Annotated in this window: 15 protein-coding genes; 12 read left to right on the top strand and 3 right to left on the bottom strand. The window is 49.7% G+C overall.

The features are described 5' to 3' along the window. The first annotated feature begins 22 nt into the window (after positions 1 to 22). The 12 genes from bamA to lysS all read left to right on the top strand — a co-directional run bounded on the left by bamA (position 23) and on the right by lysS (position 14,029). Positions 23 to 2,506: an outer membrane protein assembly factor BamA gene (gene bamA / locus CWE11_RS00435; protein ID WP_126775633.1), complete on the top strand. Its 2,484-nt coding sequence runs from the start codon at positions 23 to 25 to the stop codon at positions 2,504 to 2,506. A 56-nt stretch (positions 2,507 to 2,562) separates the two neighbouring features. Next, positions 2,563 to 3,075, top strand: coding sequence for an OmpH/Skp family outer membrane protein (locus tag CWE11_RS00440; protein WP_126775634.1), 513 nt, complete (start codon positions 2,563 to 2,565; stop codon positions 3,073 to 3,075). Positions 3,076 to 3,119: 44 nt separating this feature from the next. Then, the gene (lpxD, locus tag CWE11_RS00445; RefSeq protein WP_126775635.1) at positions 3,120 to 4,142 is read left to right on the top strand and encodes a UDP-3-O-(3-hydroxymyristoyl)glucosamine N-acyltransferase; all 1,023 of its coding nucleotides are present in this window, start codon (positions 3,120 to 3,122) and stop codon (positions 4,140 to 4,142) included. A 13-nt stretch (positions 4,143 to 4,155) separates the two neighbouring features. After that, on the top strand, positions 4,156 to 4,611 hold the full coding sequence (gene fabZ, locus CWE11_RS00450) for a 3-hydroxyacyl-ACP dehydratase FabZ (protein ID WP_126775636.1): 456 nt from the start codon (positions 4,156 to 4,158) through the stop codon (positions 4,609 to 4,611). Beyond that, positions 4,612 to 5,379 carry an acyl-ACP--UDP-N-acetylglucosamine O-acyltransferase gene (gene lpxA / locus CWE11_RS00455; protein WP_126775637.1) on the top strand — a complete coding sequence of 256 codons (768 nt, stop codon included), beginning with the start codon at positions 4,612 to 4,614 and terminating at the stop codon, positions 5,377 to 5,379. Next, complete coding sequence (gene lpxB, locus CWE11_RS00460) at positions 5,376 to 6,566, top strand: lipid-A-disaccharide synthase (RefSeq protein WP_126775638.1); 1,191 nt, start codon at positions 5,376 to 5,378, stop codon at positions 6,564 to 6,566. Before lpxA ends, lpxB begins: the two co-directional genes overlap by 4 nt. 133 nt (positions 6,567 to 6,699) lie before the next feature. Further along, on the top strand, positions 6,700 to 7,680 hold the full coding sequence (locus CWE11_RS00465; protein WP_126775639.1) for a glutathione S-transferase family protein: 981 nt from the start codon (positions 6,700 to 6,702) through the stop codon (positions 7,678 to 7,680). A 10-nt stretch (positions 7,681 to 7,690) separates the two neighbouring features. Beyond that, on the top strand, positions 7,691 to 8,518 hold the full coding sequence (locus tag CWE11_RS00470; protein ID WP_126775640.1) for a pirin family protein: 828 nt from the start codon (positions 7,691 to 7,693) through the stop codon (positions 8,516 to 8,518). A gap of 74 nt (positions 8,519 to 8,592) precedes the next feature. Further along, positions 8,593 to 9,486, top strand: a complete 894-nt coding sequence (gene xerD / locus CWE11_RS00475; protein WP_126775641.1) for a site-specific tyrosine recombinase XerD — start codon at positions 8,593 to 8,595, stop codon at positions 9,484 to 9,486. Positions 9,487 to 9,537: 51 nt separating this feature from the next. Further along, positions 9,538 to 11,256, top strand: a complete 1,719-nt coding sequence (gene recJ / locus CWE11_RS00480; RefSeq protein WP_420808380.1) for a single-stranded-DNA-specific exonuclease RecJ — start codon at positions 9,538 to 9,540, stop codon at positions 11,254 to 11,256. Between the two features lie 127 nt (positions 11,257 to 11,383). Beyond that, positions 11,384 to 12,482 (top strand): peptide chain release factor 2 gene (prfB, locus tag CWE11_RS00485; RefSeq protein ID WP_126775643.1). Its coding sequence is split into 2 segments (ribosomal slippage): positions 11,384 to 11,458 and positions 11,460 to 12,482, totalling 1,098 coding nucleotides; the frame shifts between segments, so codons are not numbered across the junction. 29 nt (positions 12,483 to 12,511) lie between these two features. After that, positions 12,512 to 14,029 (top strand): lysine--tRNA ligase, encoded by a 1,518-nt coding sequence (gene lysS / locus CWE11_RS00490; RefSeq protein ID WP_126775644.1) that lies wholly within the window; start codon positions 12,512 to 12,514, stop codon positions 14,027 to 14,029. Positions 14,030 to 14,033: 4 nt separating this feature from the next. Here lysS and CWE11_RS00495 read toward each other — a convergent pair whose 3' ends face one another. The 3 genes from CWE11_RS00495 to ygfZ form a co-directional block, all read right to left on the bottom strand. Then, positions 14,034 to 14,840 carry an EAL domain-containing protein gene (locus CWE11_RS00495; RefSeq protein WP_126775645.1) on the bottom strand — a complete coding sequence of 269 codons (807 nt, stop codon included), beginning with the start codon at positions 14,838 to 14,840 and terminating at the stop codon, positions 14,034 to 14,036. Positions 14,841 to 15,179: 339 nt separating this feature from the next. Continuing rightward, the gene (locus CWE11_RS00500; RefSeq protein ID WP_126775646.1) at positions 15,180 to 15,665 is read right to left on the bottom strand and encodes an FKBP-type peptidyl-prolyl cis-trans isomerase; all 486 of its coding nucleotides are present in this window, start codon (positions 15,663 to 15,665) and stop codon (positions 15,180 to 15,182) included. Beyond that, entirely contained in the window at positions 15,640 to 16,626 is a 987-nt protein-coding gene (ygfZ, locus tag CWE11_RS00505; RefSeq protein WP_157981267.1) for a CAF17-like 4Fe-4S cluster assembly/insertion protein YgfZ, read from the bottom strand. The genes CWE11_RS00500 and ygfZ overlap by 26 nt, the downstream gene beginning before the upstream one ends. Positions 16,627 to 16,681 lie beyond the last annotated feature (55 nt).

The raw sequence follows: 16,681 nt of genomic DNA on the forward strand, positions 1-16,681 counted from the left end.
ATCTAACAATAAGACGTGTTGCATGACATTGAAAAAGCTGTTTATTGGAGTAGTACTAGCGGGGACGGGGTTCACTTGGAACGCTCAAGCGTCAGACTCGTTCGTGGTGGATGACATTCAGGTACGCGGGCTACAACGAGTCGGTTTAGGTGCGGCATTGACCTATATCCCTATCCGAACCGGTGAGGAAGTCGATTCACAGCGTATTCGGCAAACGATCCACGAGTTGTACTCATCGAGTCATTTTGACGACATTCAAGTGTTTCGTGAAGGCGACTCCTTGGTCATTCGAGTCACTGAGCGACCAACGATCTCTCGTATTGTTCTCGATGGAAATCGTGATCTAAAAGACGATCAATTACTTGATAGCCTGAAGAATAACGGGATTGCAGAGGGAGAGTCGCTCGATCGGACGGCAATCTCATTTCTTGAGAAAAATCTAGAAGATTTCTATCACTCCGTGGGTAAATACAATGCCCAAGTGAATATTCGCGTGGTCAATTTGCCGCGAAATCGCGTGGAGTTACGTTTTAACTTTCAAGAAGGCCCAGCCGCTGCCGTTGAACAAATTAATTTCACCGGGAATGAGAACTTCAGTCGTGCGCAGTTAGTGCGTTTGATGGAACTTCGTGATCAATTGCCGTGGTGGAATATTCTCGGTAAGCGAAATTATCAGCAGCAACAACTAATGGGTGACCTCGAAGAGATTGAATCTTTCTATCAGAACGAAGGGTTTATCCGGTTCGAGATTTCATCTGTTCAGGTTGCTATCACACCTGAGCTTGAGGGCATTTATATCACGGTCAATGTCGATGAAGGTGAGCGTTATGACATTGACACCGCCCGTGCAATTGGTGAACTCAGAGAGCATGAAGAGTTCTTGAATGCGTTCGTGGATGCACTTCGCGGACGCCGTTTCAATCAAGCGGAAGTAACCAGTGTAGAGGAAACGATCAAGCGTTATTTTGGGCGTTACGGCTATGCCAATACGGAAGTTCGAACGGTTCCAGATATTGATGATGAGCAACGCTTAGTCAACTTGACGTTTTCCATTGATCCAGGCCAGCGAATCTACGTCCGTCGTGTGATTTTTGAAGGAAATGATGCAACGCGTGACGAGGTTTTGCGCCGTGAGATGCGTCAGATGGAAGGCTCTTGGCTGTCTGAGCAACTCGTTGAGGTAGGTAAAACGCGCTTAGACCGGCTCGGCTATTTTGAAACGGTCGATGTAGAAACAGTTCCAGTTGCCGGCGAGCAAGATCAGGTTGATGTTGTTTATCGCGTCGTTGAGCAACCTTCAGGCACTATTTCTGCGGGAATTGGTTATGGCGATTTCGCGGGTTTGAGCCTGAACGCATCGATCGCGCAGGATAACTTTCTTGGATCAGGAAATCGTGTCGGCTTTGCGGTCGATACCAACCGCTTCTCGCGCCAAGTCCAGGTCAATTATGTTGATAATTACTTCACAGACGATGCGGTAAGTTTAGGCGGAAGTATTTATTATTCGCAATTTGACGCTCGCCAAGCAAACCTGCAACAGTTCAATCAGCGTTCGTGGGGCATTGGCACGGATGTAGGATTCCCAGTCAATGAATATAACCGCTTAAACTTTGGCGTTGGCTTTAACAATACTGGGATTACCCAGTTACAGCCTTACGATCAAATTCGGTCGTTTTATCAACGCTATTCGGATCCAGCAGACCCATTTGGTTCGTTGAATTTCCGGAATTTTGATTTCACGGCGTCCTGGACGCGAAACACGCTGAACCGGGGGATGTTCCCGACTGCGGGTACGTCGAATCGCTTGGTCGGTAAAGTGACTGTGCCTGGCAGTGACCTGCAGTATTTTAAACTGGATTATCGTTTCCGTTGGTATCGGCCGCTCGATAATGACCACGATTTCGTTGTATTGACACGCTTTAATGCGGGATACGGGAATGGATATGGGAGCGAAAACGGGTTAGATTTCACGTTACCGTTCTGGGAAAACTTCTACGGGGGTGGGCATGAGAGTCTCCGTGGATTCGAAACAAACCGTGTTGGGCCACGTGGAATCATTCGTCAGCCGCGCTTCATTTTGGGGCCACCTGACGCAGACGGTAATCGGGAGCAAATCGCACTCGGCCCGGAGAACGACCAGATTGAAGTGGCACGTTTTGCTTCGATTGGCGGTAACGCGATGCTGAACGGTGGTTTTGAGCTGATTTTCCCAACGCCATTCGCCAGTGAAGCGGCAGCTCGCTCAGTACGGACGAGTGCCTTTATCGATGTCGGCGTGGTATGGGATACAGAATTTGACTTTGATCGCTATCGGAATCTCGATGTGGTCGGAAACACAAATTTCTGGGATTACGGGAGTCCGCGAAACTATCAGGCATCCTATGGTGTCTCAGTTCAGTGGCTTTCGCCGATGGGTGTGTTGAGCTTCAGCTTCGGCTTCCCATTGCGGTCCCTCGATTCGACGTTTGAAGATCGCTTTACATTTAATATCGGAACGTCGTTTTAAGCGCGCTTCGATGACTGTATAATTTAATAAATTTTTTGCATGAAGAGGATAGAACCTTGAAAGCAGTAATGACTAGCGTTTTTGCAGTACTTGTTTTAATCACCATGGCCATGCCATCGGCAGCGTTCGCAAGTGACGGAAAGATTGGAACGGTGAACGTAAACCGGATCCTTTCGGCGATGCCTGAATATGAAGAAATTGGCGCCAAGCTTGAAGAAGAGTTTGCCGAGCCAATTCAACGAATTCAGCAGCTGGAACAGGAATTCGAAGCCTTAAATGAGCGCTTGCAGCGTGATCAAGAAACCATGACACCGGATGAGATTCAAGAGGCTCAACAAGAATGGCAAGCACGCCGTGTTGGATTGCAACGGAGTGGCGAGCAGTTAAACCAATACATTCAAATGCGGGAAACAGAAGAACGGAACCGTCTGTTACAGAAAATCTTTACCGAAGTTGAAGCGTACGCTGAAGCCAACGGATATGATTTAATTCTTGATTACACCCGCGTTCCTTTCTCTCGTGAATCGATGGATGTGACTGATAAAATCATTGAGCGTCTGCTAAACTAAAGCGCATTCTATTGAGCTTAACGTTTAGAACAAAAGGATCATAAATGACGCTGAACGATCTCGCGGCGATGATCGGTGCAACAGTGCGTGGAAACGGCGCAACTGAAGTAACCGGTCTCGCCACTCTTGCGAATGCCGGCCCATCTCAGGTCGGCTTTCTTGCGAATGCTAAATATAAAAATCAACTGAAGACCACTCGCGCAGCCGCTGTGATTATCAGCCCAGAGCATGACGACGACGCACTGTTACCCGCTGCACTTCTTACCGATAATCCATATCTTGCATACGCTCGTGCGGCTCAAGCCCTCGATACGACACCCAAACAAGCCCAAGAGATTCATCCGAGTGCAGTGATTGCCGAGGATGTCGTGCTGGGTGAGGGCGTAAGTATTGGCCCCCATGTCGTGATAGAGAAAGGCGTAAGGCTGGGTGCAGGGGCAGTTATTGGTGCAAATTGCTCAGTGGGTGAGGGAGCGCAAATTGGTGAACATACACGTCTGTGGCCAGGCGTTCACATTTACCATCGGGTTGTGATTGGAGCGCGTTGCACCCTGCACTCGGGCGCTGTTATTGGTGCGGATGGCTTTGGTTGGGCCAGTGATCGTGGAAAATGGGTTAAAATCCCCCAGCTCGGTTCGGTTGTGATTGGCGATGACGTTGAAGTCGGCGCGAATACGACAATCGATCGGGGTGCGCTCGATGACACGGTCATTGCTTCGAATTGCATTATTGATAACTTGTGTATGATTGCACACAACGTTCAAATCGGCGAGGGAACAGCCATTGCAGGTCAAACTGGAATTGCTGGTAGTGCGAAGATCGGACGGTATTGCCTTGTTGGTGGGCAGACCGGAATAAATGGACACATCACCATTGGTGACGGCGTGCAGATTCATGGCATGACAATGGTCACCAAGGATTTGCCAGCGAAAGGCGTGTACGCGTCCGGGCTTCCCGTAGTTGATCAGTCAACCTGGGCTAAGTCCGGAGCGCGCGTTCGGCAACTCCCGGAGCTCTTTCTCCGTGTCCGAGCGCTTGAACGCAAGCTAGAGACGCCTGATAAATAACGGAGGAATTCCATTGAACGAAAATGCGCAACCTGGATTTGATATTCAGGAAATTCAAAAGATTTTACCCCATCGCTATCCATTTGCACTGATCGATCGGGTGATTTCCTATGTCCCGAACACCTCACTTCATGCGATTAAAAATATCACCATGAATGAGCCGGTGTTTATGGGACATTTCCCTGGAAACCCAATTTTTCCCGGCGTACTATTACTTGAAGCGATGGCGCAGGCAACCGGGCTCCTCGGTTTCAAAATGATGGAAAACGTGACAGACAACGAAATCTATCTTTTTGCGGGAATTGATAACGCACGCTTCAAGCGTCAGGTTATCCCTGGGGATCGTGTCGATTTCCATGTTGAGTTCGTCAAAGAAAAGCGTGGAATTTGGAAGTTTACTGGGCGTGCAGAGGTGGATGGGAAGATCGCCTGTACCGCTGAAATCATGTGTGCCAGAAGGACGTCTTAATTGATTCACAACACTGCGATAATTGATCCAAAAGCGCGTATTGGCTCCAACGTGACAGTGGGGCCTTGGACGTATATCGGTCCCGATGTTGAAATTGGCGATGATTGTATTATCCACTCGCATGTGGTGGTAAAAGGGCCAACGCGCATTGGGCGTGGCAATCGTATTTTTCAGTTCTGTTCCGTAGGCGAGGATTGTCAGGATAAAAAATACAAAGGCGAGCCGACGGAGCTCGTCATTGGCGATCGCAATGTGTTTCGTGAGGGATGTACGATCCATCGAGGTACGGTGCAAGACAACAGTCTGACGCAGATTGGCAGCGATAATTTATTTATGGCATATGTCCATGTCGCTCACGATTGCTTGATTGGTTCGAACAATATTCTCGCGAACAATGCGACGCTCGCAGGCCATGTTCATGTCGGCGATTTCGTGATTTTGGGTGGCTTCACGGGAGTGCACCAGTTCTGCCGAATTGGCTCACACAGTTTTGCTGCGGTCAGCTCAGTGGTTGTGCAAGATATTCCTCCGTTTGTTATGTGTCAGGGCCACAATGCAGTGCCTCGCACAATCAATAGTGAAGGGCTGCGTCGGCGCGGGTTCTCTGCTGAGGCCATCACGAACATCAAGCGTGCCTACAAATCGCTGTATCGAAAAGGCTTGACGATTGAAGAGGCGATAGTGGAAATCAAAGCACTGAATGAGCCTCACTTAGACGACTTCGTTGATTTTATTCGTGACTCTCAACGGGGCATTATCCGACCATGACGGACGCCACATCACAGTTGACGAACACAACGGGCGCCACGAAGCGCCCGTTCCTTATTGGCATTGTTGCAGGCGAAGCATCGGGAGATATCCTGGGTGCTGATCTGATGCGCGGCTTACAGCAGATTTTCCCTGATGTGGAGTTTATTGGTGTCGGTGGCGAACGTATGGAAGCCGCCGGTTTACGCTCACTTTTCCCGCTGGAAACGCTCTCGGTGATGGGGATTGTCGACGTGATCAAGCAGCTGCCGAGTTTGTTGCGCGCGCGGAAGACTGTGGTAGAGACGATGCGAAGCCGGCAGCCCGATGTTTTTATTGGTGTCGACGCGCCGGACTTCAATCTCCCAATTGAAAAGAAGCTGAAACACGCAGGGATCCCAACCGTCCATTATGTGAGTCCGTCGGTTTGGGCATGGCGTCCAAAACGTATCTTTGGCATCGCCGAGGCAACCAATTTAGTTTTGGGAATCCTCCCATTTGAAGTCGATTTCTATGCACGTCATCAGGTGCCGTATAAGTTTGTCGGACATCCGCTTGCAGATGAAATCCCTGAGGTTAGCGATCCTGTTCAAGCACGTGAGGCGCTTGGAATACCTACGGATGGGCGATATATTGCACTGCTACCGGGGAGTCGGGGCAGTGAGGTCGGTTTGTTAGCGGAACCCTTTTTAAAGGCCGCCGCAATATTGAAGGACCGCTTTCCAGACGTAAAATTCCTCGTTGCTTTCGCGAATGAAAAACGCCAAGGACAGTTCATAGACTCACTTGAACGTCTGGGGCTCGAGCTACCGTTGATTTCTTTTCAACAGCAAAGTCAGTCGGTTCTCGCAGCCAGTGATGCTGTGCTCTTGGCGTCTGGAACGGTATCCCTCGAGGCCATGCTGGTGAAACGCCCGATGGTGGTCTGTTATCGCTTTGCATGGCTGAATTACCAGTTACTCCGACATTTCGTTCGATTACCCCACTTTTCGTTACCCAACCTTCTTGAGGGCGGCCCGCTGGTTCGGGAATTACTGCAAGATGAAGTAACCCCAGAGCGCATTGCTGCGGAGCTCGAAATCCTGTTGACCCACGATCAGGGCACAACGATCGCACGTTTTCACGAATTGCATCAGGCTCTGCGCCAAAATGCGGGACTACGGGCGGCAGAGGGTGTCCGGGACGTAATCTTCAGCGCAAAATCTTGACGTCCAAGCTTCTATATTTAACTTTCGAAATCATATAAAAACCATTATTCATTCTTCGAATAGTGGTTTTTCGCTTGTTGATTTGAGTTGATCCGGACCCACTCCTTATACTTTAGGCAACTGAGGAGGAGTTATGGGTTTATTAGTCGACGGTAAATGGCACGACCAATGGTATGACACCAGTGAATCCGGCGGACGGTTTGAGCGGTCTGAATCCCAATTTCGAAATTGGGTCACGGCAGATGGCACAGCCGGACCGACCGGAAAATCAGGATTCAAGGCTGAATCAGGGCGTTATCACTTGTATGTCTCATATGCGTGTCCGTGGGCCCACCGTACCCTTATCTTTCGGAAACTGAAGGGATTGGAGCAACACATAAGCGTGTCTGCAGTCCATCCAGAAATGTTGGAGAACGGCTGGGAGTTCGGTGAATTTGCGAACGAGGACCTCCACGACCCGCTGTTTGGCTTTTCTTACATGCATCAGGTGTATACCAAAGCCGATCCGAAATACAGTGGACGCGTAACGGTTCCCGTATTGTGGGATAAGCAACAAAAGACCATTGTGAGTAATGAGTCTGCTGACATTATTCGAATGCTGAATGAGGCATTTAACCACATTACGGGCAATCAACTTGATTTCTACCCTGAGGCGCTGCGCAGTGAAATTGACGCAGTGAATGATTTTGTTTATGACAACGTAAACAATGGCGTTTACAAAAGTGGCTTTGCAACCACGCAAGAAGCATACGAAGAGGCGTTCGATGCTCTGTTCGCAGCGCTTGATCAACTCGAAGAGCGTCTTGCTTCTCAGCGTTACCTAGCCGGAGCGACGTTGACCGAGGCCGATTGGCGTCTGTTCACGACATTGGTCCGGTTTGATGGAGTCTATGTGGGGCATTTTAAGTGTAACTTACGCCGTATTGTCGATTACCCGAACTTGTGGGGCTTTTTACGCGATCTGTACCAAGTTCCGGGGGTTGCGGAGACCGTACGAATGGATCATATCAAGACCCACTATTATGTCAGCCATGACATGATCAACCCCACACAAGTGGTTCCGAAAGGGCCCGATATTGACTTCACGACGCCCCACGGGCGCGATAAATTTTAATGAGGTGTCTATGAGCGCGATAATCAAACATCGAGTACGGGGTATGCCGGCACAAGATGGTGCAGGTGTGAAACTAAAGCGAGTGGTCAATCAACCCGCGTTCCGTCATCGGGATCCGATCTTGATGCTCGATGAATTCAAGTCGGACGACCCCAACGACTATATTGCAGGTTTTCCTCCCCATCCACACCGGGGATTTTGCACGCTGACGTATATGTTGGCGGGAAACATGGCCCATGAGGACTCAACGGGAAATCAGGGGGAGATAAGCACGGGCGGTTTGCAATGGATGAAAGCCGCGCGGGGTATTATCCACTCTGAAATGCCGAAGCAAAAAGACGGTTTGATGTGGGGCTTCCAACTCTGGCTTAATTTGCCTGCAGCAGAAAAAATGGATGATCCGGAATACGCGGATATCCCTGGTTCTGTGGTTCCTGAGGTGAATTATGAAGGAGGGCTCGTGCGCGTGCTCTCGGGTGAGTTTGCGGAGCAGACCGGCCCTGTCAATGCACCAGGACGAGAGTTTTTATATCTCGATTTCCGCATGACGAAACCTGCGAAATTTACCTTGCCAAATCAAGGGCAGAGCACACGCTTATTGTATGTGTATCAAGGGGCCGTTACTATTGATGGAGTCACAGCGCAAGCAGGCGAGTTGCTTGAGTTGGATGCCGAGGCGAATGTTCCTGTTACGATTCAGGACGCGGGTCACTTTTTGTTGATTGCCGCGAAGCCGATTGGAGAACCAATTGCACAATATGGACCATTCGTCATGAATACAGAGGCTGAATTGCGCCAAGCTTTTATGGATTATCAGAGTGGGCGTCTGACGCAATAAGCCCCACATAACTCCATTGAAAAGCGTCTCGGGAATTCCTCAGGCGCTTTTTTTGGATAAATTGAGAACTGTGCATGGCAAATCCATCCGACTATGGAATCGACCAATTTTTGGATCGCTTATGGCTTCAGGAGGGCGTGAGTAAACATACCCTATCTGCCTACCGTAGCGATCTCAGCCATTTTGAGCGATGGTTAGCGAAACAAAAAATCGCCTTGGTCGATACCAAGAAAGAACATGTTGAGTTCTATCTGGCGCATTTACATGATCACGGCCGGAATCCTCGAACGATCGCTCGTTTTTTGAGTGCGGCGCGAAAATACTTTGGCTGGTTGCTCTACCAGCAATTCCGTGCACAGGATCCAACCGTTCAAGTCAAAACACCAAAACTCCCAAGCGCTTTACCGAAGACATTAAGTGAAGAGGCAGTCAGTGCTCTATTGCAAGCACCGAACACGCAAACGGCGCTCGGGATGCGAGATAAGGCGATGCTCGAAGTCTTATATGCGTCTGGTTTGCGGGTGAGCGAACTGGTCCAACTCACCATGAATCAAGTGAGTTTACGGCAGGGCCTCGTCCGCGTTGTGGGAAAAGGAAACAAGGAGCGATTGGTGCCCCTCGGAGAAGAAGCCGTTGCTGCCCTTGAACGGTATTTAAAACACGGCCGGCCCGATTTGGTTGAGAAACCTGTTGATGTCGTTTTTTTGTCGTTGCGTGGACGACAAATGACGCGACAGACCTTTTGGCATAGAATTCGTTTTCATGCACAGGTGGCTGGACTGCCCTCCGATATTTCACCTCACCGGCTGCGGCATGCTTTTGCGACGCATTTATTGAATAACGGTGCTGATCTGCGGGCGCTGCAAATGCTGTTGGGTCACGCGGATATTTCAACAACACAAATATATACACACGTTGCGCAGGCACGCCTACAACAATTGCACGCCCTCCATCACCCGCGCGGATAAGTCGTCGATTGAATTGAGGAAACACTAAATGGATAAACAAATAAGCCCATGATGAGAGCTGTTGAAGTCCGTCGGAGAACCCCGCAAGGTAAGATTCTTGAAGATGAAACCTTACCGGCGATCCTACGCCACATATATGCCTGCCGTGGCATCCAAGATCGCGATGAGCTTGGGTTGGGCGCCCAGCAGCTGGTGCATTTCAAGCAATTGACTGACTGTGAGAAAGCCGCGGCGCGAATTGGGCAAGCGATTCTCAATCGTGAATGTATTTGTATCTGTGGCGACTTTGATGCAGATGGTGCAACGAGTGTGACCTTGTTAATGGATGCCTTGGCTCAGTGTGGTGCTCAGCGATTATTTTATCTGGTTCCGAATCGATTTACCGATGGCTATGGGCTGTCTCCCGGCTTAGTCGAGTTAGCGGCACATGATGGAGCAAACCTCATCATTACCGTGGACAATGGAATCAGTAGCCATGCGGGTATTCAACGGGCGAACGAATTAGGGGTTGAGGTGATCGTTACCGATCATCACTTGCCAAGTGCGGAACTACCGAATGCGCATTCAATCGTAAATCCGAATCGGCGCGATTGCCCGTTCCCCTCAAAGCAATTAGCCGGCGTCGGGGTTGCTTTCTATGTGCTTCTTGCACTGCGAGCATGGTTTCGAGCGCATGAGGCATCACACCCCGCTGCATCTATTAATGTGGCGCAATGGCTTGATTTAGTTGCGGTAGGTACGGTCGCTGACGTGGTTCCGCTTGACCAAAACAATCGAATATTAGTCCAACAGGGGTTGGCGCGAATCCGTCAACGACAGTGTCGACCGGGAATTTTAGCATTGCTTGAGGTCGCCGGTCGCGAACCCGAAGCGTTGCAAGCACAGGATCTTGGCTTTACGGTTGGACCGCGAATCAACGCTGCGGGACGTTTGGATGATATTCAATTAGGGATTGAGTGTTTACGGGCCAAAACACTGGAACAAGCAAAAATGATGGCTCTACGGCTCGATGAGCTCAATCGTGAACGTCGCTCCATTGAACATGGCATGCAACAGGATGCAGAGCGCTTCTTGGCTTCATTTCAGGTTGAACAGGACACACTTCCCCCGGTGTTGGCGGTTCATCAAGCGGATTGGCATCAGGGGGTGATCGGGATTCTCGCCGGACGGCTAAAAGAACAACTTCATCGACCAGTCATGGTTTTTGCCCAAGGTGACGCGGGGCTCTTGAAGGGCTCCTGTCGCTCGGTTCCGGGAGTGCACATTCGGGACTTACTGGAACAGGTTTCAAGTCGCGCACCTGAATGTATCGAGCGATTCGGTGGCCATGCAATGGCAGCTGGATTGAGTGTCCCACAGACACAATGGGGCCGTTTTTGTGAGGTGTTGCAAGACGTCGCGATGACCTGGGTGAGTCCTGATGTTTTACACCAAGTGATTTGGACCGATGGCGCCCTTGAAGGCAAATATTTGAATGTCGATACCGCGAAGATCCTTCAGAATGCTGGACCTTTTGGTCAGGGGTTTCCTGCGCCTACATTTGATGGGCACTTCCGCGTGCTGGATGCGCGTTGGCTGAAAGAGACGCATTTGAAGTTCCGATTGCAACCCGTCGGTACCTCTGAGGTGATCGATGGTATCGCGTTTTTCGCGAACCGTGCGCCCTGGGAATGGCGTGAGCAAACCGAGGTTCACATTGTGTACCGTCTGGAAGTGAATGAGTTCCGGGGACAGCAAAGTGCTCAGCTGTTAATTGAATCCCTGCGTTGAATTCCGTGTTTTCTCTGTTGTTTACCTTGATTTTCCGCTAAAATACGCGCCCATTTTTAAGAGAATTGTTGGTGTTTGACGCGAAGCGGAGAACGCCCTGAACCCGACCGAATTAGGATGTGAAAGCATGCTGGAAACCAATGCTGTAGCCCATGAAATTGACGATCTAAAGCAGCGCATGGCGCAGCTTAGGGGGTATCTTTGACCTCGAGTCAAAGTCCGAGCGTCTCGAAGAAGTCGAGCGTGAGTTAGAAGACCCCGCCGTTTGGAACGAGCCGGAAAAAGCGCAGGCACTGGGCAAAGAGCGCGCATCATTAGAAGAAATAGTCCACACCTTTCGAGACCTTGCACAAGGTTTAGATGATGCGGCAGGCTTTCTTGATCTCGCTGTTGACGAAAACGACGAAGAGATGCTTTTAGAAGCCGAGGGCGAAGTCGGGAAGTGGCGCGCTGCACTCGAGAAACTTGAATTTCGGCGCATGTTCTCTGGGCCTAACGACGCGAATGATTGCTACCTTGATCTCCAAGCCGGTTCCGGGGGCACGGAGGCGCAAGACTGGTGCTCTATGTTGTTGCGTATGTATCTGCGTTGGGGTGAAGCTCACGGCATGAAGTGTGAGATAACCGAGCTTTCTGAAGGAGAGGTCGCAGGTATCAAATCAGCCACCATTCGATTCCAAGGTGATCATGCTTTCGGCTGGTTACGGACGGAAACAGGGGTGCATCGTTTGGTTCGGAAATCTCCGTTTGATTCGGGTAATCGGCGTCACACATCATTCGCATCGGCATTTATTTATCCGGAAATTGACGATGATATAGAGATTGAAATTAATCCCGCCGATTTACGGATTGATACGTATCGTGCATCAGGAGCCGGTGGTCAACACGTTAACCGGACAGACTCAGCGGTGCGGATTACCCATGGACCAAGCGGGATTGTTGTGCAATGTCAAAGCGATCGTTCACAACACAAAAACAAAGATTTCGCGATGAAGCAATTGCGCGCGAAATTGTATGAGTTTGAATTGCAGAAGAAGAATGAGGCGAAGCAAGCCCTCGAAGATACGAAGTCCGATATCGGTTGGGGTAGTCAGATTCGTTCTTACGTTCTTGATGACGCCCGTATTAAAGATCTTCGCACTGGCGTTGAGACGCGGAACACACAAGCCGTCTTGGACGGTGATCTTGATCGGTTTATTGAAGCAAGCCTGAAGTCTGGTCTGTAAGATCAGCATGAAGTAAATGAGGATAGGATATGTCAGATAAGCAACAGCCAGAAGTTCAGGATATTAATCAACAAATGCGCGAGCGCAAGCAAAAGCTTGCTGCACTTCGTGAGCAAGGCATCGCATTCCCGAATGATTTTCGTCGTGAACATTTGGCTGCAGAACTCCAAGCAGAGTTCGGTGATCTCGAAGCTGAAGAACTTGAGGCGAAGGGGGTCCGCGTTTCGATCGCTGGCCGTATGATGCTCCGCCGCATCATGGGAAAGGCAAGTTTTGCCACGCTGCAAGATATGAGTGGACAGATTCAGGTCTACGCAGCACGTGATAATTTGCCAGAAGGCGTTTATAACGATGGCTTCAAGAAATGGGACCTCGGAGATATCCTCGGAGCGACTGGGACCTTGTTTAAAACTCGCACGGGCGAACTAACGATTCAGGTGGACAGCATTCGTTTATTGACGAAGGCATTGCGCCCACTCCCCGACAAGTTTCATGGATTGGCCGATCAGGAAATGCGCTACCGTCAGCGCTATCTTGATCTGATCGTGAATCAGCAAAGCCGAAATACATTTTTGATGCGTTCAAAAGCCATCGATTACATTCGTCGTTTCCTGACGGACCGTGCGTTTCTGGAAGTGGAAACACCCATGATGCAAACCATCCCAGGCGGCGCCTCGGCACGCCCATTTGTAACGCACCATAATGCGTTGGATATGGATTTGTATTTACGAATCGCACCGGAGCTATACCTCAAACGGTTGGTTGTTGGTGGGTTTGAAAAGGTTTTTGAGATAAACCGTAATTTCCGGAACGAGGGGCTTTCAACTCGTCATAACCCAGAATTCACCATGCTCGAGTTCTACTGGGGCTATGCGGATTACCGTGATTTAATGGATCTAACCGAGAACATGGTGCGCGGTTTGTGTACTGAGTTGCTCGGAAGCACGACTGTGAATTATCAGGGTGAAACCTTTGACTTTGGTCAGCCTTTTGCACGCATGACGGTGGTTGAGGCAATTCTACACCACAATCCGAATATCACCGCTGAAGACGTATCAACCCGCGAGCGTGCCACAGACCTAGCGAAACAGCTTGGTATTCAAGTGCATAAGAGTTGGGGCTTGGGCAAGATTCAGATTGAAATATTTGAGGAGACTGCAGAGCACAAGTTAATGCAGCCAACCTTTATTACTGCGTATCCTGCTGAGGTGTCGCCACTTGCTCGCCGCAATGATCATGATCCCTTTGTGACGGATCGCTTTGAATTTTTCGTGGGTGGGCGTGAAATTGCGAACGGTTTCTCAGAATTGAATGATGCCGAAGATCAGGCTGAGCGGTTTAAGCAACAGGTTGAACAAAAAGAGGCGGGCGACGCGGAAGCGATGTTCTACGACGCAGATTATGTTACCGCGCTCGAGTATGGATTGCCGCCAACAGCCGGTGAGGGGATCGGGATTGATCGATTAGTGATGCTTTTGACCGATTCACCGTCTATCCGTGATGTTCTCTTGTTCCCGCATATGCGCCCGAATAAGCAAGAAAGTTAGTTGATCAACCTCGGCGGCTCAGCCAGCCAAGCAAGTCTTGGATTGGCATGGGGCGCGCAATGAAGAAGCCCTGCGCAAGATCAAAGTGAAGTGCTTTGACAAACGCTAGGGTTTCTTTATTTTCAACGCCTTCTGCGGTCAATAGTGCCTTGCTTTGTTGCGCAAGTTTAAGGGCTGCTTTGGCCAAAAACTCAGACTCCATGCTGGCTTGCATTGTCTGGACAACAGAGATATCGATCTTGATCTCGTAAAGGCCCAGTTTCTCCAGTTTTAAGGCATTCGATTCACCGGTTCCAAAATCATCGAGTGCCACTTTAAAGCCGGCTTTGTGAAATGCGAGAAGCCGTGTTGCGAGGACTTCGAGGTTTTGATAGGTCTGTGCTTCTGGAAATTCCAAGATCACTTGAGTTGGCTTAACGTGCTCCGCTTCACATTGGGCAATGAGGAAGTCAAGAAACTCGGTCCGCTCAAACATCATGGGACTGACATTTATGGACAGCGTGAGGTCAGGTAACGCGTTCAGGGCTTTTGCAAATGCTGGAATTCCGATCGAAATAATTTCTTCACTGAGCTGATCAATGAGTTCACGTTCTTCCGCCAAATGGATAAACGCGCCCGGTTCAATATCACCGAGTTCACTGTGGGTCCAACGTGCATACATTTCTACGCCAGCGACTTGATTGCTCTCAATCCATACGCGCGGCTGAAACACGACTTCGACACCATGTTGTTCAAGGACTTGGCGAAGATGCTCTGCATTGAGTGGCATGACGTGAATGCCACCTTTTTCTGTTCCTGATGCCTTAACCATGAAGACCTGTCCTTCTGAGTACTGCTTGCCAATCCTTGGTAGCGTTCTGCTGCGATCGCGAAATGAAGCTTGATGTGAACCTTATTTCCTATCTATGTATTTCGGCTTCAACTGCATAAACTTGAGTGGTTATATTTTGGTCCACATAGGGCTATTGCGCAACTGATCGAATCTTTGAATAAGCGCGTCTAAATAGGGTATTTATCAATGTACGAGACGGGCTGAAATCCGTGCGAGTGCAGGAAACATTGCCGAATAAACCGATGGTGTCGACAAAAAAAACCGACCGGAATGCAGTGCTTCGCGGTCGGTTTTTATATGTGGAGGGGGAGGATGAACTTAGTGCTCAACGCCGCCCGGACCGTGCACGTGACCGTGAGACAACTCTTCTTCGGTTGCATCGCGAACGTCAACAACTTTGACATCAAAGTTGAGGTCGACGCCTGCCAATGGATGGTTTCCATCGACCGTAACCGTTTCGTCAGTCACTTCGATAACCATGACCGATTGCTCGCCATGGTCGGTGGTTGCGCGGAATTGCATACCCGGATTGACTTCCTGGTCGCCGAATAAATTCCGAGGAACGGTTTGCACTAATCCATCGTGACGCTCGCCATATGCGTCTGCTGCTGGAATTTCGGCACTCAGCTCATCGCCGGCAGCTTTCCCATTAAGCACATTCTCTAATCCTGGGATCAACATGCCACGACCGAAGATGAAGGCGAGTGGACGCTCTTCTGAAGACTGGTCAATCGTAACGCCTTCGGCATTTTTGACAACGTAATGGATGGTGACCGCTTTATCTTGACTGATGGTTTGACTCATTCTTTGCTTCCATTGTGTCTAAATTGGACAGGGGGGTGAATTGACTGTCGTCCTGTCCTTTAATACGCATTTTAGCGCCAGCTTCCTGATCGACAGGGAGCACAGCTTGTAATGCAACGACTTCTCTATCATAACGCACTGCGGCCAGGACTGCACCTGCACGTCGCCAGTTCTCGCCGATTTGAACCTCGAGAACATCATCGGAAGTGGGTAATGCCGAGCAGGTCCCCATCAGCACCGTGAGGCGGCGTTTTGTTTGTCCTTTGTAGTGCATTCGGGCGACTGTTTCTTGCCCGATATAACATCCTTTCTTGAAACTTATTCCTTTTAGCTTATCGAGGTTTAGTGCCTGTGGAATATGCATTTGTTGCTGTTCGACAGGTAATAGAGGCCAACCGAGGTCAATTTCCACCGCTTGAGCAGCGTGTTCCGAGTTCTTGGGCATAGAAAACGGGGCAGATGATAGGACAAGGTATGCATTTGGATGAAGGCCAATCACAAATCCTTGTTCAATGTGATAAACGGCATGATGTCCAGTCGCCGTGTCTGAGATGGGGAGTGTTCCGATTGAAAAGAGGTCTCTACAACGCGTTGCTGCGTCGACACCCACACACCATCCAGCGTACCAGCTTGCGCTCTCGTCGGTAAACGTAACTTTGCTAAAAACCCCAAACTTCTTGAATTGCTCTTGTGTTGTCCCCAGCAAAGATTTGTTGATTAATAACAGATAATCTTCTTGGATTTGGATCAGTCTAAACACACTCCACAGTTTGCCGGTGGCGTCACAATGACCGCCAGCGACACCGATGGTTTCTGAGACCTGAGCAAGGTCACAGGTGAGCTGGCCTTGCAAGAAGCGCTTTGCATCCGGGCCAGAAACGCGGAGCACACCCAATTCAGGGTATGGAATAAATGGGATATCAGACCGTTCTGTCAGTAGTTTCGGCGTGGACAACGACACGTGAGTTTTCCTTGTGTGACTGCGTAAAAAATATCGTCTGCATCCTCGTACTATG

This window comes from Aliidiomarina sanyensis, from assembly GCF_003987175.1.
In the GTDB taxonomy this organism is placed as follows: Bacteria; Pseudomonadota; Gammaproteobacteria; order Enterobacterales; family Alteromonadaceae; genus Aliidiomarina; species Aliidiomarina sanyensis.